Source organism: Dolomitihabitans soli, from assembly GCF_022213955.1.
Classification (GTDB): domain Bacteria; phylum Actinomycetota; class Actinomycetes; order Streptosporangiales; family Streptosporangiaceae; genus Streptosporangium_A; species Streptosporangium_A soli.
This window is the reverse complement of sequence record NZ_JAKNTW010000023.1, coordinates 179,860-194,453: the sequence shown is the minus strand read 5'-3', so window position 1 is coordinate 194,453 and position 14,594 is coordinate 179,860. Positions and strand designations below refer to the sequence as shown.

General features: G+C 70.4%; 13 protein-coding genes. 4 read left to right on the top strand and 9 right to left on the bottom strand.

Features of this window, described 5'->3' with window-relative positions; genetic code table 11:
- Positions 1 to 45 precede the first annotated feature (45 nt).
- The 8 genes from MBA17_RS35025 to MBA17_RS34990 all read right to left on the bottom strand — a co-directional run bounded on the left by MBA17_RS35025 (position 46) and on the right by MBA17_RS34990 (position 6,886).
- Positions 46 to 552 carry a DUF6912 family protein gene (locus MBA17_RS35025; RefSeq protein ID WP_238501752.1) on the bottom strand — a complete coding sequence of 169 codons (507 nt, stop codon included), beginning with the start codon at positions 550 to 552 and terminating at the stop codon, positions 46 to 48.
- Between the two features lie 140 nt (positions 553 to 692).
- Positions 693 to 1,343: an HAD family hydrolase gene (locus MBA17_RS35020; protein ID WP_238501698.1), complete on the bottom strand. Its 651-nt coding sequence runs from the start codon at positions 1,341 to 1,343 to the stop codon at positions 693 to 695.
- A gap of 372 nt (positions 1,344 to 1,715) precedes the next feature.
- Positions 1,716 to 3,029, bottom strand: a complete 1,314-nt coding sequence (nagZ, locus tag MBA17_RS35015) for a beta-N-acetylhexosaminidase (RefSeq protein WP_238501697.1) — start codon at positions 3,027 to 3,029, stop codon at positions 1,716 to 1,718.
- Positions 3,030 to 3,057: 28 nt separating this feature from the next.
- Positions 3,058 to 4,731 (bottom strand): phosphoenolpyruvate--protein phosphotransferase, encoded by a 1,674-nt coding sequence (gene ptsP, locus MBA17_RS35010; protein ID WP_238501696.1) that lies wholly within the window; start codon positions 4,729 to 4,731, stop codon positions 3,058 to 3,060.
- Between the two features lie 10 nt (positions 4,732 to 4,741).
- Positions 4,742 to 4,999, bottom strand: a complete 258-nt coding sequence (locus MBA17_RS35005) for an HPr family phosphocarrier protein (RefSeq protein ID WP_238501695.1) — start codon at positions 4,997 to 4,999, stop codon at positions 4,742 to 4,744.
- 119 nt (positions 5,000 to 5,118) lie between these two features.
- On the bottom strand, positions 5,119 to 5,565 hold the full coding sequence (locus tag MBA17_RS35000) for a PTS sugar transporter subunit IIA (RefSeq protein ID WP_238501694.1): 447 nt from the start codon (positions 5,563 to 5,565) through the stop codon (positions 5,119 to 5,121).
- A 15-nt stretch (positions 5,566 to 5,580) separates the two neighbouring features.
- Positions 5,581 to 5,817, bottom strand: coding sequence for a PTS sugar transporter subunit IIB (locus MBA17_RS34995; protein ID WP_238501692.1), 237 nt, complete (start codon positions 5,815 to 5,817; stop codon positions 5,581 to 5,583).
- 34 nt (positions 5,818 to 5,851) lie between these two features.
- Complete coding sequence (locus tag MBA17_RS34990; protein ID WP_238501691.1) at positions 5,852 to 6,886, bottom strand: SIS domain-containing protein; 1,035 nt, start codon at positions 6,884 to 6,886, stop codon at positions 5,852 to 5,854.
- Between the two features lie 156 nt (positions 6,887 to 7,042).
- Here MBA17_RS34990 and MBA17_RS34985 point away from each other — a divergent pair, with 156 nt between their 5' ends.
- The 4 genes from MBA17_RS34985 to MBA17_RS34970 all read left to right on the top strand — a co-directional run bounded on the left by MBA17_RS34985 (position 7,043) and on the right by MBA17_RS34970 (position 11,434).
- Positions 7,043 to 7,783 carry a GntR family transcriptional regulator gene (locus tag MBA17_RS34985; RefSeq protein WP_238501690.1) on the top strand — a complete coding sequence of 247 codons (741 nt, stop codon included), beginning with the start codon at positions 7,043 to 7,045 and terminating at the stop codon, positions 7,781 to 7,783.
- Positions 7,784 to 7,817: 34 nt separating this feature from the next.
- Positions 7,818 to 9,152: a PTS transporter subunit EIIC gene (locus tag MBA17_RS34980; RefSeq protein ID WP_238501689.1), complete on the top strand. Its 1,335-nt coding sequence runs from the start codon at positions 7,818 to 7,820 to the stop codon at positions 9,150 to 9,152.
- Between the two features lie 313 nt (positions 9,153 to 9,465).
- On the top strand, positions 9,466 to 10,749 hold the full coding sequence (locus MBA17_RS34975; protein ID WP_238501688.1) for a PTS transporter subunit EIIC: 1,284 nt from the start codon (positions 9,466 to 9,468) through the stop codon (positions 10,747 to 10,749).
- Between the two features lie 187 nt (positions 10,750 to 10,936).
- The gene (locus MBA17_RS34970; RefSeq protein WP_238501687.1) at positions 10,937 to 11,434 is read left to right on the top strand and encodes an Rv3235 family protein; all 498 of its coding nucleotides are present in this window, start codon (positions 10,937 to 10,939) and stop codon (positions 11,432 to 11,434) included.
- Positions 11,435 to 11,695: 261 nt separating this feature from the next.
- Here the strand turns inward: MBA17_RS34970 and secA are convergent, their stop codons facing one another.
- Entirely contained in the window at positions 11,696 to 14,497 is a 2,802-nt protein-coding gene (secA, locus tag MBA17_RS34965) for a preprotein translocase subunit SecA (RefSeq protein WP_238501686.1), read from the bottom strand.
- Positions 14,498 to 14,594 lie beyond the last annotated feature (97 nt).

Genomic DNA, 14,594 nt, shown 5'->3' with positions numbered 1-14,594 from the left:
CCAAGCGTACCCAGCCTGGGTGACATTCCGGGCAGCGGAGCCGCCTCAGGGCAGGATGTCGGAGATCTCCTGGGTGGCGTACCAGAGGAGCTCGTGGGCGTCCGCGCCGTCCACGACGAACCGTGCGTCGTCGTCGCCGCTGTCGGCGGCGGCCTGCGCCGAGATCGCCGCCTCGATGTCGGCGACGGCGGCCAGGTCGTCGACGTGCACTGCGGCGATCTTGGACATCGAGATCACCTCGGCCAGCCGTACCCGGCCACGCTCCTCGAGGTCGGTGCCCGATCCGACGACGCCGTCCGGCACCTCGGCGGCGATCACGACGCGGCGGGCGACGACGGGCACGCCGTCGGCCCGGTCGGCGGCGAGCATCCGGAGGGAGGCCTTGGCGGCCTCGGTGAGCGCCACGTACTCCAGTTCCTCGGTGTCACCGGAGACGTACCACTCGACCAACGCGGGGGTGACGGCGTAGCCCGTCAGCGGGGCTGGGCCGAGCTCACCGGCGTCGGCCACGCGGGCCAGCCCCGGGAGCGTGCACGGCAGGTAGACGCGCATGAATTCCTCGATCTGGGACCCCAACAGGTCCTGAAATTTCCGAATTTGGGGGCGTCATGAGGACGCCGATCATCCCAAGAGTCTGCCAGCCCCGGCGACCCCACGTGCCGCAACACCCGAGCAGGCCGGTTCAGGCGGGTTCAAGCCGGTCCGAGGGCCACTCCGAGAAGGGTCTCCAGCCGGGGAATCGTCTCGGCGTGCGCGCGATGGTGCACCCCGGTGATGCCGAGCCCCTCCGCCACCAGGATGTTGGCCTCGATGTCGTCGACGAACACGCACTGCTCGGGGGGCAGGCCGACCACCCCGAGGGTGTGGTGGAAGATACGCGGCTCGGGCTTGCGCATGCCCACCTCGCCGGAGATCACCACCTCGTCGAACACCTCGTCCCAGTCGTCCCGGGGATAGTCGTTCGCCCACGAGTTGGACAGCAGGCAGGTGCGCATCCCCGCCGCCCGGGCCGCACGCAGCATGCCGTACATCGGCTCCACCCGCTCGAACCCCGCGAACATCCGGGCGAGCAGCCCCTCGGCCACCGGCGGCACCCCGTCGAGGGTCAGCAGCCGGGCCGCCAGATCGCGCTCGAAGGTCAGCCCGTCGATCTCGCCGCGCTCCAGGGCGTGGATCGCGTTCTCCCCGTCGGCTCCGCCCTCGTACGCGTGCTGGACCAGCTCGTGCATCACCTCGCGGTAGTGGGCGGCGTCGATCCGGTCCGCCGTCAGCCACGTCGCTATGGAGTCGGTCAGACTGGTGGTGAGCACCCCGCCCCAGTCGATCAGCACACCTTTGAACATCTCGCCTCCCGCCGCTCCCCCACCTGGGTGGGTCACCGCGATGGGGGGAGATACCTCCAGCGTAGGCGTAAGGGGATCAACCGGCATCAACCCGGGTCAACAACCACACTCCGGACCCTCTACTTGCCGCAGAACCGCGCCCACCCGGCCACCGGACGCCTGCACGAAACCCACCCGGCGGACCGACCGGCACCACCCCGGGCGCGCCGTCAACACCGTTCAGCCCGACGGACCGACCACCAGCGCGGGCCCGGACACACCGTCAACGCCGTTCAGCCCGACCACAGCCGGCACCTGCCCGGCCCGGACGGCATGCGGCACCCGGCCCATCGGCGGCCGTGATCCCGACGGACCGACCGGCGCCGGTCCGGGTCAGCGGGCGCGGGAGTTGATGAGTTTCGCGACCTTGCGGTGTGCGGGCGAGCCGATGATCCGGCCGGCCTCGGCGGCGTCGGCGACCGGGGCCTTGCTGAGCAGGCCGCGAGCGGCCTTGAGGGTGAGCAGGCGGCGCACCGACTGGTCGAGGCGGGCGGTGGAGATCCGGCCCGACTTGACCGCGGCGAGCACCGCGGCGTGCGCCTCGGCCATGTCGGGGGACATCAGCAGCAGGTCGGCGCCCGCGAGCACGGCCCGCACCGCGACCTCGCCGTCGCTGTACTTCTCCCGCACGCCCTTCATGTCCAGCGCGTCGGTGGACACCACGCCGTCGAAGCCGAGTTGCTTCCTGAGCAGCCCGGTGAGGATCTTCTTCGACAGGGTCGCCGGATCGCCCGAGGAGTCGAGCGCGGGCATCACGACGTGCGCGCTCATCACCGCGTCGACGCGGCTGTCGATCGCGGCCTTGAACGGCGGCGCGTCCAGTTTGGCCCATTGCGAGCGGGTGTGCTTGATCACCGGGAGCCCGCTGTGGCTGTCGACCGTGGTGTCGCCGTGCCCGGGGAAGTGCTTGGCCGTCGAGGCGATCCCGGCGTCGTGGAAGCCGCGCACGGCCGCCGCCACCATGGGCGAGACCTTCTTCGGATCGGAGCCGTAGGCCCGAGGGCCGATCACCGGGTTGCGCGGGTTGATGTTGACGTCGGCGACGGGCGCGAAGTCGAGGTTGATGCCCAGCGCGCGCATCTCCGTGCCGGTCACCTCGGCCGCCTTGCGCGCCAGCCGGGGATCGCGGGTGGAGCCGATGACCGAGGCCGCCGGGAGCTTGGTCACCAGCGGGGCCAGCCGGGAGACCGGGCCGTTCTCCTGGTCGGCGGCGATCAGCAGCGGCACCTCGGGCGACGACTTCTGCAGGCCGTTGGTCAGCCCGACGAGCTGTTCCACGCTCTTGACGTTGTCGGACCACGGGAAGAGGATCACGCCGCCCGGACGCCACTTCCGCACCGCCTTGGCCGGGCTGCCCACGCCGTACCTCGCCTGGTTCTCGCCCGAGACGGTGTCGGCGGACGGCCCGTAGAGCACCGGCATGAAGAGCTGGCCCACCTTGTCGGAGACGCTCATCCGGGCCAGCACGGCGTCGACCTTCGAGCGCCCGGCAGGGGTGCGAGCAGGTGTGGGGGCAGGCGTGGCGGCGGGGGCCACCGTGCTCCGGGAGACCTCCGGCGGGCCTCCCGCGGCCTGCCCCGTCCCGCCACACCCGGCGATCATGCTCATGGTCACCAGAACGCCTGCCGTACCTATGCTCCTACCCATGACCTCCACGCTATAGGTGCACGTGACCTCACAGGGCCAGGTCGGCCAGCCCGGGCAGGTGCGCACGGGCGGCCGCGCGCGCGATCTCCGCCGACGGCGCGCCCCGCGCGTCCACCGCCGCCAGGACGCACTGGTCCAGAGAATGCCTGGCCAGCGCGGCCCGTACGGCGGGCAGCGCGGGCGACGCCATGGACAGCGAGGTGACGCCCAGGCCGACCAGCACGCAGGCGAGGACCGGGTCGGCCGCCGCCTCCCCGCACACGCCGCACCCCTTGCCCTGGGCGCTCGCGGCGACGGCGGCGCCGTGGATCAGGTCGAGCAGCGCGGGCTGCCACGGGTCCTGGAGTTCGGTGAGCCCGCTGAGCTGGCGGTCGGCGGCGAAAGTGTACTGCGCGAGGTCGTTGGTGCCGATCGAGAAGAAGTCGACCGCGCCCGCGAGATCGGCGGCGCGCAGCGCGGCGGCCGGGATCTCGATCATGATGCCGGCCTCCGGCAGGCCCGCCGAACGACAGGCGCGCACGAACCACTCGGCCTCCGCCCTGGTGGCCACCATGGGCGCCATCACCTGGAGCTTCGCCTCGGTGCCCGCCGCGGCGACGGCCAGCGCGCCGAGCTGGGCCGCCATCACCTCCTGGTGGACCCGGAACATCCGGAGCCCCCGCTCGCCGAGCGCCGGGTTCGGCTCGTGACCGGGCGGCGGCAGGAACGCCAGCGGCTTGTCGGCCCCCGCGTCGAGTGTGCGCACCACGACCCGCCCGCCGGGGAAGGCGGCCAGGACGGCGCGGTACGCCTCCACCTGTTCCGCCGCGGAGGGCGGCGCGGCCCGGTCGAGGAAGAGGAACTCGGTGCGGTAGAGCCCGACGCCCTCCGCCCCGTTCGCCAGCGCGGCGGGCAGATCGCCCGGCCCTCCGACGTTGGCGAGCAGCGGCACCGGGTGCCCGTCGGACGTCCGGCCCGGCCCGGTGACCGCCGACAGCGCCGCCTGCCTCGCCGCCGCCGCGTCCCGCGCCTCGGCGACCTCCTCGTCGGAGGGCATCAGCCGTACGATGCCGGAGGTCCCGTCGACCAGCACCGGCGTGCCCGATGTGATCGCGGTCGCGCCGGCGCAGGCGACCACCGCGGGGACCCCCATCGCGCGGGCGAGGATGGCCGTGTGACTGGTGGGCCCGCCCTCCTCGGTCACGAACGCGGCCACGAGGTCACGGGAGAGCACCGCGGTGTCGGCGGGCGCCAGATCACGCGCGATCAGGACGTACGGCACGGCGGCGTCGACGGGGACGCCGGGCATCGGGACCCCGGTCAACAGGGCGACGACGCGGTCCCTGATGTCGTCGAGGTCGGCGACCCGTTCCGCGAGGTACCCGCCGGCCGACGCCAGCATGTCACGATATTTCTGGAAAGCCTGATAGACCGCGCGGGACGCCGCCATCCCCCCGCCGACCAGCGCCGAGACCCCCTCGACCAGCTCCGGATCGCGGGCCATCATCGCCTGGGCCTCCAGGACGTCCTCCGCGGTGCCACCCGCCTGGACGCCGCGCGCCTCCAGATCGGCGGCGACCCGCTCCAGCGCCACGACCGCGCGCGCCGTCTCCGCCGCCGCGTCGCCGTCGTGCCTGGCGTCCGCGGGCGGTTCGGGGATCTCGCCGACCAGCAGGTGCGCCGGACCGGCCCCGACCCCGGGGCTGACCCCGACGCCGGCCATCCTGTCCACGTCAGGGCGCCGACGCGATGGCGGCCAGGGCGTCGAGGAGCTCATCGGCGCCCTCGCCGTCCGCGCTGATCACGATGGTCTCCCCCTGGCGGACGTCGAGAGCCAGGACAGAGAGGATGCTCTTGGCGCTGACCGGCTCGCCGGACATCCTGGCCACGGTCACGTTCACCGTCGCCTTCGCGGCGGTCTGCACGAACGTCGCAGCGGGACGGGCGTGCAGACCGACCTCGGACTGCACGGTGACCTTGCGCTCTGCCACGGGTTCCTCCTCGAAGAGTCCGGGCGGTCCAGACCGCCCGGGTCGGTGCCTACAGCATCTCGGGCCGCCATCGATCATGGTCGGGCCATCGACCACGACATCGGCCGTCGCCACTTTCGTCAAGCCCATTCGAACAGGTCGTCTCCAGCATCGATCCTGCCATGGGCGAGGCCGGTGACGTAGTCCGCGTCGCCGTCGAGCGCCACCACCGGGCAGACCGGCGAACGGCCCGACGCCTCGATCGACACGGGGTTCCAGGACACGACGGGCTGTCCCGCGCGGATCCGGGCGCCCTCGGTCGTCAGCAGTTCGAAGCCGGCCCCTCTGAGCTGGACGGTGTCGATGCCGAGATGGACCAGGACGCCCCGGCCGTCGTCGCCCACGATCACGAAGGCGTGCGGGTGCAGTTTCATGATTATTCCGTCGATGGGGGCCACCGCGACGACGGGCTCGCGCACCGGGTCGATGGCGAGCCCCGGCCCAACCATGCCGGCCGAGAAGACCGGGTCGGGCACCTCCGCCAGCCGTACGGCGGTGCCCCCCATCGGGGCGAGAACGGTCGTCATGACACCCCCTCGTGCTCAGCCGATGATGTCCTCGATGTCGCTGGCGATCGTGTCGGCCTCCGGCCCCACGACGACCTGGACGATGTTCCCCGCGGCCATGACCCCGTGGGCCCCCGCCGCCCTGAGCGCGGCGGCGTCGACCTTGGAGGCGTCGTGCACCTCGGTGCGCAGCCGCGTGATGCACGGCTCGATCTCGATGATGTTGTCCACGCCACCGAGCCCGGCGATGATCGCGCCAGCGTCTGCCGCCATGTCACCCTCCTGTCATAACCGGTCAGTGACCACGCTAGTCGGTCTGCGTGACCTTGTTCAGGCCACGCGGAGCGTCGGGGTCGATGCCCAGCCTGCGCGCGAGCGCCTCGGTGAGCAACTGGCCGGGCACGATCAGGCCGAGCGGCGCGACCCACTCCGGCAGGTCGGGTCCGTTGAGCGACGCCGTGGACACCGCCGCGAGCCCGGTCCCGCCGCCCACCCCGTAGGCCGCCGCGCCCGCGCTGGTGACCCGCTGGGCGAGCGCGATGGTGCCGGACAGCGTCGGGCCGTCGCCCGCGGCGACCAGCAGCGCGGGCGTGTCCTCGTCGACCACCGCGATCGGGCCGTGCAGCAGGTCGGCGTACGACAGGCCCATGGCGTGCAGGTAGCACGCCTCCTTGAGCTTGAGCGCGAGCTCAAGCGCCGTCGAGAAGGCCATCCCGCGGCCGGAGACCACCACACCCGGCTTGTCGGCCAGCCCTTCGACGATCGCGTCGAGATCGCCCGGCTCACTGATCAGCTTCTCCACCGCGTCGGGCACCCGGCTCAGGTCACCGGGGTCCACCTCGGCGCCCAGACCCAGGCCGAGCACCGCCAGGGCGGCGAGCTGGGTCGTGTACGTCTTGGTGGCGGGCACCGCCTTCTCCTCGCCCGCCTCGGTGCACAGCGCGAGGTCGGCGCCCTGCGCGAGTGGGCTCCCCGGCCCGCCGTTGGTGATCGCGACGGTCTTCGCACCGCAGTCCTTGGCCCAGGCGAGGGTCTCCACGATCTCCTCGGTACGGCCCGACTGGGAGAGCGCCACGGCCAGCACGCCGTCGAGGTCGATCCGGCGGCGGTAGGTCGTGGCGATCGACGGCGCGGCCATCGTCGCCAGCCGCCCGGCGTGCGCCTCGGTAAGGTAACGACCGTAGACGGCGGCGTTGTCGGAGGTGCCGCGCGCGATGAACAGCAGCTGACGAGTCTTTCCGGCGAGGTGCGCGACCTCCCCGATGCGCGGGAGGAGGGCGTCCAGCGTGGCCCGCAGCGCGGCCGGCTGCTCGGCGATCTCGCTGCGCATCTTCGTCGTCATGTAGCGCTCATCCTTTGGTTCGGGGGCGGGATCTGGCCGTTATCGATCCGTCGCCGGCCCACACGTTGACACCCTTTTCCGACGTGTGGTCTAGTCCGGACTAGACCAGTACGAACCATAACTCATCACACATCTGAGATCGAGGGGGGAGGACCCGTGGCACAGATCGATCCGGACAGCCCGGTACCCAAGTATTTCCAGCTCCGCGAGATCCTGCTCGATCTGATCGAGAGCGACGAGCTCCCCATCGGCGCGGCCATCCCGTCCGAACGCGAGCTGTGCCAGCGCTTCGCCCTCTCCCGCATGACCGTACGGCAGGCCGTGGACCACCTGGTGTCCGAGGGACGGCTGCACCGGGTCGCGGGCAAGGGCACCTTCGTCGCCCGCCCCAAGATCGAGATGGCCATCCGGCTCACCTCCTTCAGCGACGACATGCGCGTGCGCGGCCTGGTTCCGGGCTCCCGCGACCTGGACCGCAGGATCGTCCGCGCCAGCGCCCACCTCGCCCGCGAGCTGGGCATCCAGCCGGGCGACGAGGTCCACTTCATCGAGCGGCTGCGGTACGCCGACGGCGAGCCGCTGTGCATCGAGCGCGCCCACATCCCGGTCGCCCTCGCACCGGACCTCTCCGCCCAGAACCTCGACGACCGCTCCCTGTACGGCCTGCTCGAAACCCGCTACGGCCTGGTCCTGGACGCGGGAGAACTCACCATCGACGGCGGCCTCGCCGATCCGGGCGACGCCGACCTGCTCAAACTTCCCCGCGGCGGAGCCGTACTACTGCTCCAGCGACGCTCCTTCGCCGGGGGCGTGTGCGCCGAACTCGGGGTCTCGACCTACCGCGCCGACCGGTACCAACTCCGCACAGTCCTGGAGATACCTCAACGTCGCAGCTGACTCCTCCCACCCCCACCCCCTGGAGGAATGCCCGATGAGTTCCACCTCAGCGGACGCGGGCCTCCCCGCGACTCCTTCGCCCCAATCGGCCTTCATCGCCGTGCTCTCCCGCATCGGCCGCTCCCTCATGCTGCCCATCGCGGCACTGCCCGCCGCCGCGCTGCTGTTCCGGCTGGGCCAGGACGACCTGCTCGGCCGTACCGACCACGTCGCCCTCGACCGGGTCGCGGCCGTCATCGGGGGCGCGGGCAGCGCGCTGTTCGACGCCCTTCCCCTGCTCTTCGCGGTCGGGGTGGCCATCGGGTTCGCGCGCAAGGCCGACGGGTCCACCGCGCTCGCCGCCGTCGTCGGCTATCTGGTCTGGGACCGGGTCACCCACCTGATGTTCTTCGAGTCCGACATCAGGGACGAGGTGTCGCAACAGGTGCTCGGCGCCGACGGACGGGCGATGGAGACGCTGAACCTTGCCTCGGCCAATCCCACCAGGGTGCTCGGGGGCATCCTCATCGGGCTGGTCACGGCCGTGCTCTGGCAGCGCTACCACCGCATCAAGCTGCCCGCCTGGCTGGCCTTCTTCGGCGGCCGGCGGTTCGTCCCGATGATCACCGCGCTCGCGGCGCTCGTGCTCGGCGTCGTCTTCGGCCTCATCTGGCCGCCCATCGGCGACGCGCTCGGCGACTTCGGCGACTGGCTCGCCACCCACTCCACGGTCGGCGCGGGCATCTACGGCCTGGTCAACCGCCTGCTCATCCCGCTGGGGCTGCACCACTTCGTCAACTCGATCGTGTGGTTCACCGTCCCCGAGTGCTCGATCAACGGCGTCACCGCCGCGGGCGACCTCAACTGCTACTTCGCCGGGCAGCCCGGCTCCGGCGAGTTCATGGCCGGCTTCTTCCCCGTCATGATGTTCGGCCTGCCCGCCGCCGCCGTCGCCATCTGGCAGGCGGCCCCGGCCCACCGCCGCCGCGCCGTGGGCGGCATCATGCTCTCCGCCGCGCTGATCTCCTTCGTCACCGGCATCACCGAGCCGATCGAGTTCGCCTTCATCTTCGTCGCGCCCGTGCTCTTCGTGGTGCACGCGATCCTCACCGGCATCTCCCTCGCGGTCACCGCCGCCTTCGACGGCTGGCTGGGCTTCGGGTTCTCGGCCGGTCTCATCGACGCGGCACTCAACTCGGGCAAGTCCAACACCAGCAACTTCTGGCTGATCATGGGGCTGGGCGTGATCTACGCGATCGTCTACTACGTGATCTTCAGCTTCCTCATCAGACGTCTCGACATCATGACGCCGGGCCGCGAACCCGAATCCGACATCGACTCGGGCGAGACCGCGGCGGCCAAGTCCCCCCACACCACCACCACCACCTGACCGCCACCCGCCTTCACCCTCGGCCTCTACTCCTGAAGCACTCGGGAGACATCCGCCGACCACCACCGGCGCCCGATCCCGCCGGGCCACACGGCAGTCACCCCCCGGCCTCTGCTCCCTAAGCGCTCGGGAGACCACCACCGGCGCCCGATCCCGCCGGGCCACACGGCGGCCACCTCTCGACGTCCGGCCCCGAAGCACTCGGGAGACGTCCGACGACCACCACCTGACCGGCCGCCGGCGCTTGATCCCTCGGGGTGCGTGGTAGGTATCCCCCATCCCCCTCCGAGCACCGCGAACGTGGGGGGCGGCGATGGCCACGACTGTGCGGTCAGCGGTGTTCGCCGTGCTGCAGCGGATCGGCCGCTCGCTGATGCTGCCGATCGCCGTACTGCCCGCCGCCGGGCTGCTCCTGCGGTTCGGCCAGGACGACCTGCTGGGCCGTACCGACAACGCGCTGCTCGACCGGGTCGCGGCCATCTTCGCCGCCGCGGGCGGCGCGCTCTTCGACAACCTGCCGATCCTGTTCGCGGTCGGGGTGGCCATCGGCTTCGCCCGTAAGGCCGACGGGTCCACCGCGCTGGCCGCGCTGGTCGGCTACCTGGTCTTCGACCGGGTGTCCAAGGTCATGTTCTTCGCCGCCCCGGCCGGGAGCGCGGTGCACGAGAAGGTCATGGTCACCGTCGTGACTCCGGACGGCACACCGGAACCGCAGGTCGATCTGGGGGCGCTGAACCCGACCGGGGTCCTCGGCGGAATCCTGATCGGGCTCATCGCCGCCGTGCTCTGGCAACGCTACTACCGGATCAAGCTGCCGACCTGGCTCGCGTTCTTCGGTGGCCGGCGGTTCGTGCCGATCGTCACGGCGCTCGCCGCGCTCGTCCTCGGGGTGGTGTTCGGCCTGGTCTGGCCGCCCGTCGGCGACTGGCTCACGAAGGCGGGCGACTGGCTCGCCGAACACGGCACCGAGGGCTCCGGCATCTACGGCGTCGCCAACCGGCTGCTGATCCCGCTCGGGCTGCACCACTTCCTGAACACGATCGTCTGGTTCACCATCCCCGAGTGCACCGTCGGAACGACCGTCGCGACGGGCGACCTGAACTGCTACTTCGCCGGTCAGGAGGGCGCGGGTGTCTTCATGACCGGCTTCTTCCCCGTCATGATGTTCGGCCTGCCCGCGGCGGCGCTGGCCATGTGGCGGGCCGCGCCGCCGCACCGCCGCAAAACCGTCGGCGGAATCATGATCGGCGCCGGGCTGACCTCGTTCGTGACCGGCATCACCGAGCCGATCGAGTTCGCCTTCGTCTTCGTCGCGCCCGTCCTGTTCGCCGTGCACGCCCTCCTGATGGGCGTCTCGATGGCCCTGATGTCCGCCCTCGACGCCCGGCTGGGGTTCAACTTCTCCGCCGGGGCCGTGGACATGCTTCTCAACGCCACCAAGGGCAACACCAGGAACCTGGGCCTGATCCTGGTGACGGGACTCATCTACTTCGTCCTCTATTACGTGATCTTCAGCTTCCTGATCAGGAGACTGAACATCCCCACCCCGGGCCGCGAACCCGAGGAGGCGGCCACGGCCGTTGAGGGAGACCGTTAACACCGGGAGGGCCTGTCGGATCACGAGCGAAGCTGGTCCCCAACCGATCCAACCGGTGGCCATCTTCTCCGCGCAAGACGACAAATCAGCCGCGCAAGCCGGGAAGCTGGCGGCCGGGGTATCCAGGGGACAGGCCGGAAACTCCTTGTCATGTCAGGAATCTCCCCCTCAGATAAGCGGAGTCGCCATGTCGCGTCATCTCCGGCCCGTGTCCCTGCCCCGTTTCGCGCCCGCGCCCGCCGTCGACCCGCCCTACGACGACGAGCGCGCCCCCGCTGACCAGCCGCCCGCCCCGCCGTACATCCAGGGGTCTCTCGCGCTCGCCTACGACGAGATCGGGCCGGCGGCGGATTCGTGGGTGCGGAGTATGGGCCCGGCGCCGGACGAGCGGCGGCTGCGGGCGCTCGGGCAGGCGTTCGCGGAGATCCTGGCCGGGCGCCGCCTGGCCCGTACCGTCGCCGCCCACACCACCGAACGCGCGTACGCCGGGCTGCTCCGCGCGGGGAAGATCATCGATGCCGACCGGCCGCCGTTCGCCTCGGTCCCGCACGTCTCCAGGCCCGCCGACGGCGTGATCGAGATGTGCCTGCTCGTGCACTGTGGCCGACGCCCGAGGGTGCTGGCCATGCGCCTGGAGCGTCAGGGGGTCCAGTGGCTGTGCACCGACTTCGAGACCACCCCCTAGCCACGAACCGGCCACCGGCCACGAAGACTTGCGTCCGGCCGACGGACGACCCACCCGAGAACCGGACGCCCACTGCAAGAGCCGACCCTGGGCCGACATTCGACCCGAACGGGTCGAAACCGGATGCCCACCACGGGGGCGGACAGCCGACGAACGACACAGCGGCGACGAAACCGGATGCCCACCACGGGGGTGGGCGTCCGGGCGAAACAAAACCGGACGCCCACCACGAGGGTGGGCGTCCGGGCGGAGAAACGGCTGTCAGGCGTCGACGTTCTTGGGGTCGCCGTGGCAGCGCTTGAACTTCTTGCCCGAGCCGCAGGGGCAGGGCGCGTTCCGCGAGACATCGCCGTACGCGGCCCGCTCCTCGGCGGTGCTGACCCGGGTGTGCTCGACCTCGCCGCTCTCACCCGGAGCGGTGTACTCCAGCTGGGTGGGGCGGTCGGGGCCGCGGAGGCCACGGGCGATGATCGAACGGGTCTCGGCGATCGACGCGTCCTCGACCGCGTCGGACTCCTCGACGATCGGGTTGGTCTGGACCTCGACCTCAAGGTTGTAGAGGAATCCGACCGACTCCTCCTTGATGCCGTCGAGCATCGCGGCGAACATGTCGAAGCCCTCGCGCTGGTACTCGATCAGCGGGTCGCGCTGGGCCATCTGGCGCAGGCCGATGCCCTCCTGGAGATAGTCCATCTCGTAGAGGTGCTCACGCCACTTGCGGTCGAGGACGGACAGGACGACCCGGCGCTCCAACTCGCGCATGGCCTCCTCGCCGAGCTCCTCCTCGCGCCTGTCGTAGGCGGCGAGGGCGTCTTCCTTGATCCGCTTGTTCATGAAGTCGGCGGTGAGGTCCTCGCGGGTGCCGCCGTTCTCCTCGATCAGCTCGTCCGCCGTCATGGAGATCGGGTAGAGCGCCCCGAGCGCCTTCCACAGCTTGTCGAGGTCCCACTCTTCGGCGAAGCCCTCGGCGGTGGCGCCGGCGACGTACTCGTCGATGACGTCGCCGACGAAGCCGCGGATCTGGTCGCGGAGATCGACGCCCTCAAGCACCCGGTGGCGCTCGGCGTAGATCACCTTGCGCTGCCGGTTCATGACCTCGTCGTACTTCAGGACGTTCTTACGCGTCTCGAAGTTCTGCTGCTCGACCTGGTTCTGCGCGGAGGCGATGGCCTTGGAGACGATCCCCGACTCGATGGGCACGTCGTCGGGGATGTTCAGCCGCGTCATGATCATCTCGACCCTGGCGGAGTTGAACAGCCGCATGAGGTCGTCGCCCAGCGACAGGTAGAACCGCGACTCGCCCGGGTCGCCCTGACGGCCGGACCGGCCGCGGAGCTGGTTGTCGATGCGCCGCGACTCGTGCCGCTCGGTGCCCAGCACGTAGAGCCCGCCCAGGTCGGTGACCTCGTCGTGCTCCGCCTGGACGGCCTTCGTGGACTTCTCCAGCGCCTCGGGCCACGCCTTGTCGTACTCCTCCGCGGTCTCGACCGGGTCGAGCCCGCGCTGGCGGAGCTCCAGGTCGGCGCGGAACTCGGGGTTGCCGCCGAGCATGATGTCGGTGCCTCGGCCGGCCATGTTGGTGGCGACGGTGACCGCGTGCTTACGGCCCGCCTCGGCGATGATCGTGGCCTCACGCGCGTGGTTCTTCGCGTTGAGCACCTCGTGGGTCACGCCACGGCGGCCCAGCGCCTTCGACAGCCGCTCGGACTTGGCGACGGAGGTGGTGCCGACCAGGATCGGCTGCCCCTTGTCGTGGCGCTCCTTGATGTCCTCGACGACGGCGTCGAACTTGGCGTCCTCGGTCTTGTAGACCACGTCGGCCTGGTCCTTGCGGACCATCGGCTTGTTGGTCGGGATCGGGACGACGCCGAGCTTGTAGGTCTGGTGGAACTCGTTGGCCTCGGTCGCGGCGGTGCCGGTCATGCCGGACAGGCGCGCGTAGAGGCGGAAGTAGTTCTGCAGCGTGACGGTGGCGAGAGTCTGGTTCTCGTCCTTGATCTTCACGCCTTCTTTGGCCTCGATGGCCTGGTGCATGCCCTCGTTGTAACGGCGACCGTGGAGCACGCGACCGGTGAACTCGTCGACGATCAGGACCTCGCCGTCGACGACGATGTAGTCCTTGTCCTTCTTGTAGAGCTCCTTGGCCTTCAGCGCGTTGTTGAGGAAGCCGACCAGGTGGGTGTGCTCGGGCTTGTAGAGGTTGTCGATGCCGAGCCAGTCCTCGACCTTCTCGACGCCCGGCTCGAAGATGCCCAGCGTGCGCTTCTTCTCGTCGACGACGTAGTCGCCGGACTGCTCCTGGCCGTCCTTGCCCTCGGTGCCGCGGCGCAGCCTCGGGGCGATCTTGGCGAACTCCTGGTACCACTTGCCGGACTGCTCACCGGGCCCGGAGATGATCAGCGGCGTGCGCGCCTCGTCGATGAGAATCGAGTCGACCTCGTCGACGACGGCGAAGCCGTGGCCCCGCTGCACGCACTCCTCAAGCGACCAGGCCATGTTGTCGCGGAGGTAGTCGAAGCCGAACTCGTTGTTCGTGCCGTACGTGATGTCGGCGTTGTACTGCTTGCGGCGCTCCTCCGGCGGCATGTTCGCCAGGATCACCCCGACCTCGAGACCGAGGAAGCGGTGCACGCGGCCCATGTTGTCGGAGTCACGCTTCGCCAGGTAGTCGTTGACCGTGACGACGTGCACGCCCGTGCCTGCGAGGGCGTTGAGATAAGCGGGCAGGGTGCAGGTCAGGGTCTTGCCCTCACCGGTGCGCATCTCGGCGATGTTGCCCATGTGCAGCGCGGCACCGCCCATGATCTGGACGTCGAAGTGCCGTTGACCGAGAACCCTGCGGCCGGCCTCGCGCACCGTGGCGAAGGCTTCGGGCAGCAGGTCGTCGAGCGACTCGCCATCGGCGTGCCGCTGCTTGAACTCGTCGGTCAGCGCGCGCAGTTCAGCATCGGAAAGGCTCTTGAAATCGCCCTCGATCGAGTTGACCTGATCGGCGATCCGCTTGAGCTTGCGCAGGATCTTGCCTTCGCCTGCGCGAAGAATCTTGTCGAGAATGGCAGCCACTGTATGTAAAGCTCCTCGCAGGTCTACCCCGGCCGGGCTGACGAGACATGGTTCCCCGTTGCCATCGTAGGCGCTTCCACCACCAGACACAGCCACC

What these genes read in the sequence shown, in the direction of transcription:
- ptsP (WP_238501696.1), bottom strand. Translation starts at nt 4,731, where the DNA reads ATGGCCGGCGTCGGGGTCAGCCCCGGGGTCGGGGCCGGTCCGGCGCAC.
- MBA17_RS35000 (WP_238501694.1), bottom strand. Translation starts at nt 5,565, where the DNA reads ATGACGACCGTTCTCGCCCCGATGGGGGGCACCGCCGTACGGCTGGCG.
- nagZ (WP_238501697.1), bottom strand. Translation starts at nt 3,029, where the DNA reads ATGGGTAGGAGCATAGGTACGGCAGGCGTTCTGGTGACCATGAGCATG.
- MBA17_RS34990 (WP_238501691.1), bottom strand. Translation starts at nt 6,886, where the DNA reads ATGACGACGAAGATGCGCAGCGAGATCGCCGAGCAGCCGGCCGCGCTG.
- MBA17_RS35020 (WP_238501698.1), bottom strand. Translation starts at nt 1,343, where the DNA reads ATGTTCAAAGGTGTGCTGATCGACTGGGGCGGGGTGCTCACCACCAGT.
- MBA17_RS34980 (WP_238501689.1), top strand. Translation starts at nt 7,818, where the DNA reads ATGAGTTCCACCTCAGCGGACGCGGGCCTCCCCGCGACTCCTTCGCCC.
- MBA17_RS34975 (WP_238501688.1), top strand. Translation starts at nt 9,466, where the DNA reads ATGGCCACGACTGTGCGGTCAGCGGTGTTCGCCGTGCTGCAGCGGATC.
- MBA17_RS34995 (WP_238501692.1), bottom strand. Translation starts at nt 5,817, where the DNA reads ATGGCGGCAGACGCTGGCGCGATCATCGCCGGGCTCGGTGGCGTGGAC.
- MBA17_RS34970 (WP_238501687.1), top strand. Translation starts at nt 10,937, where the DNA reads ATGTCGCGTCATCTCCGGCCCGTGTCCCTGCCCCGTTTCGCGCCCGCG.
- MBA17_RS35025 (WP_238501752.1), bottom strand. Translation starts at nt 552, where the DNA reads ATGCGCGTCTACCTGCCGTGCACGCTCCCGGGGCTGGCCCGCGTGGCC.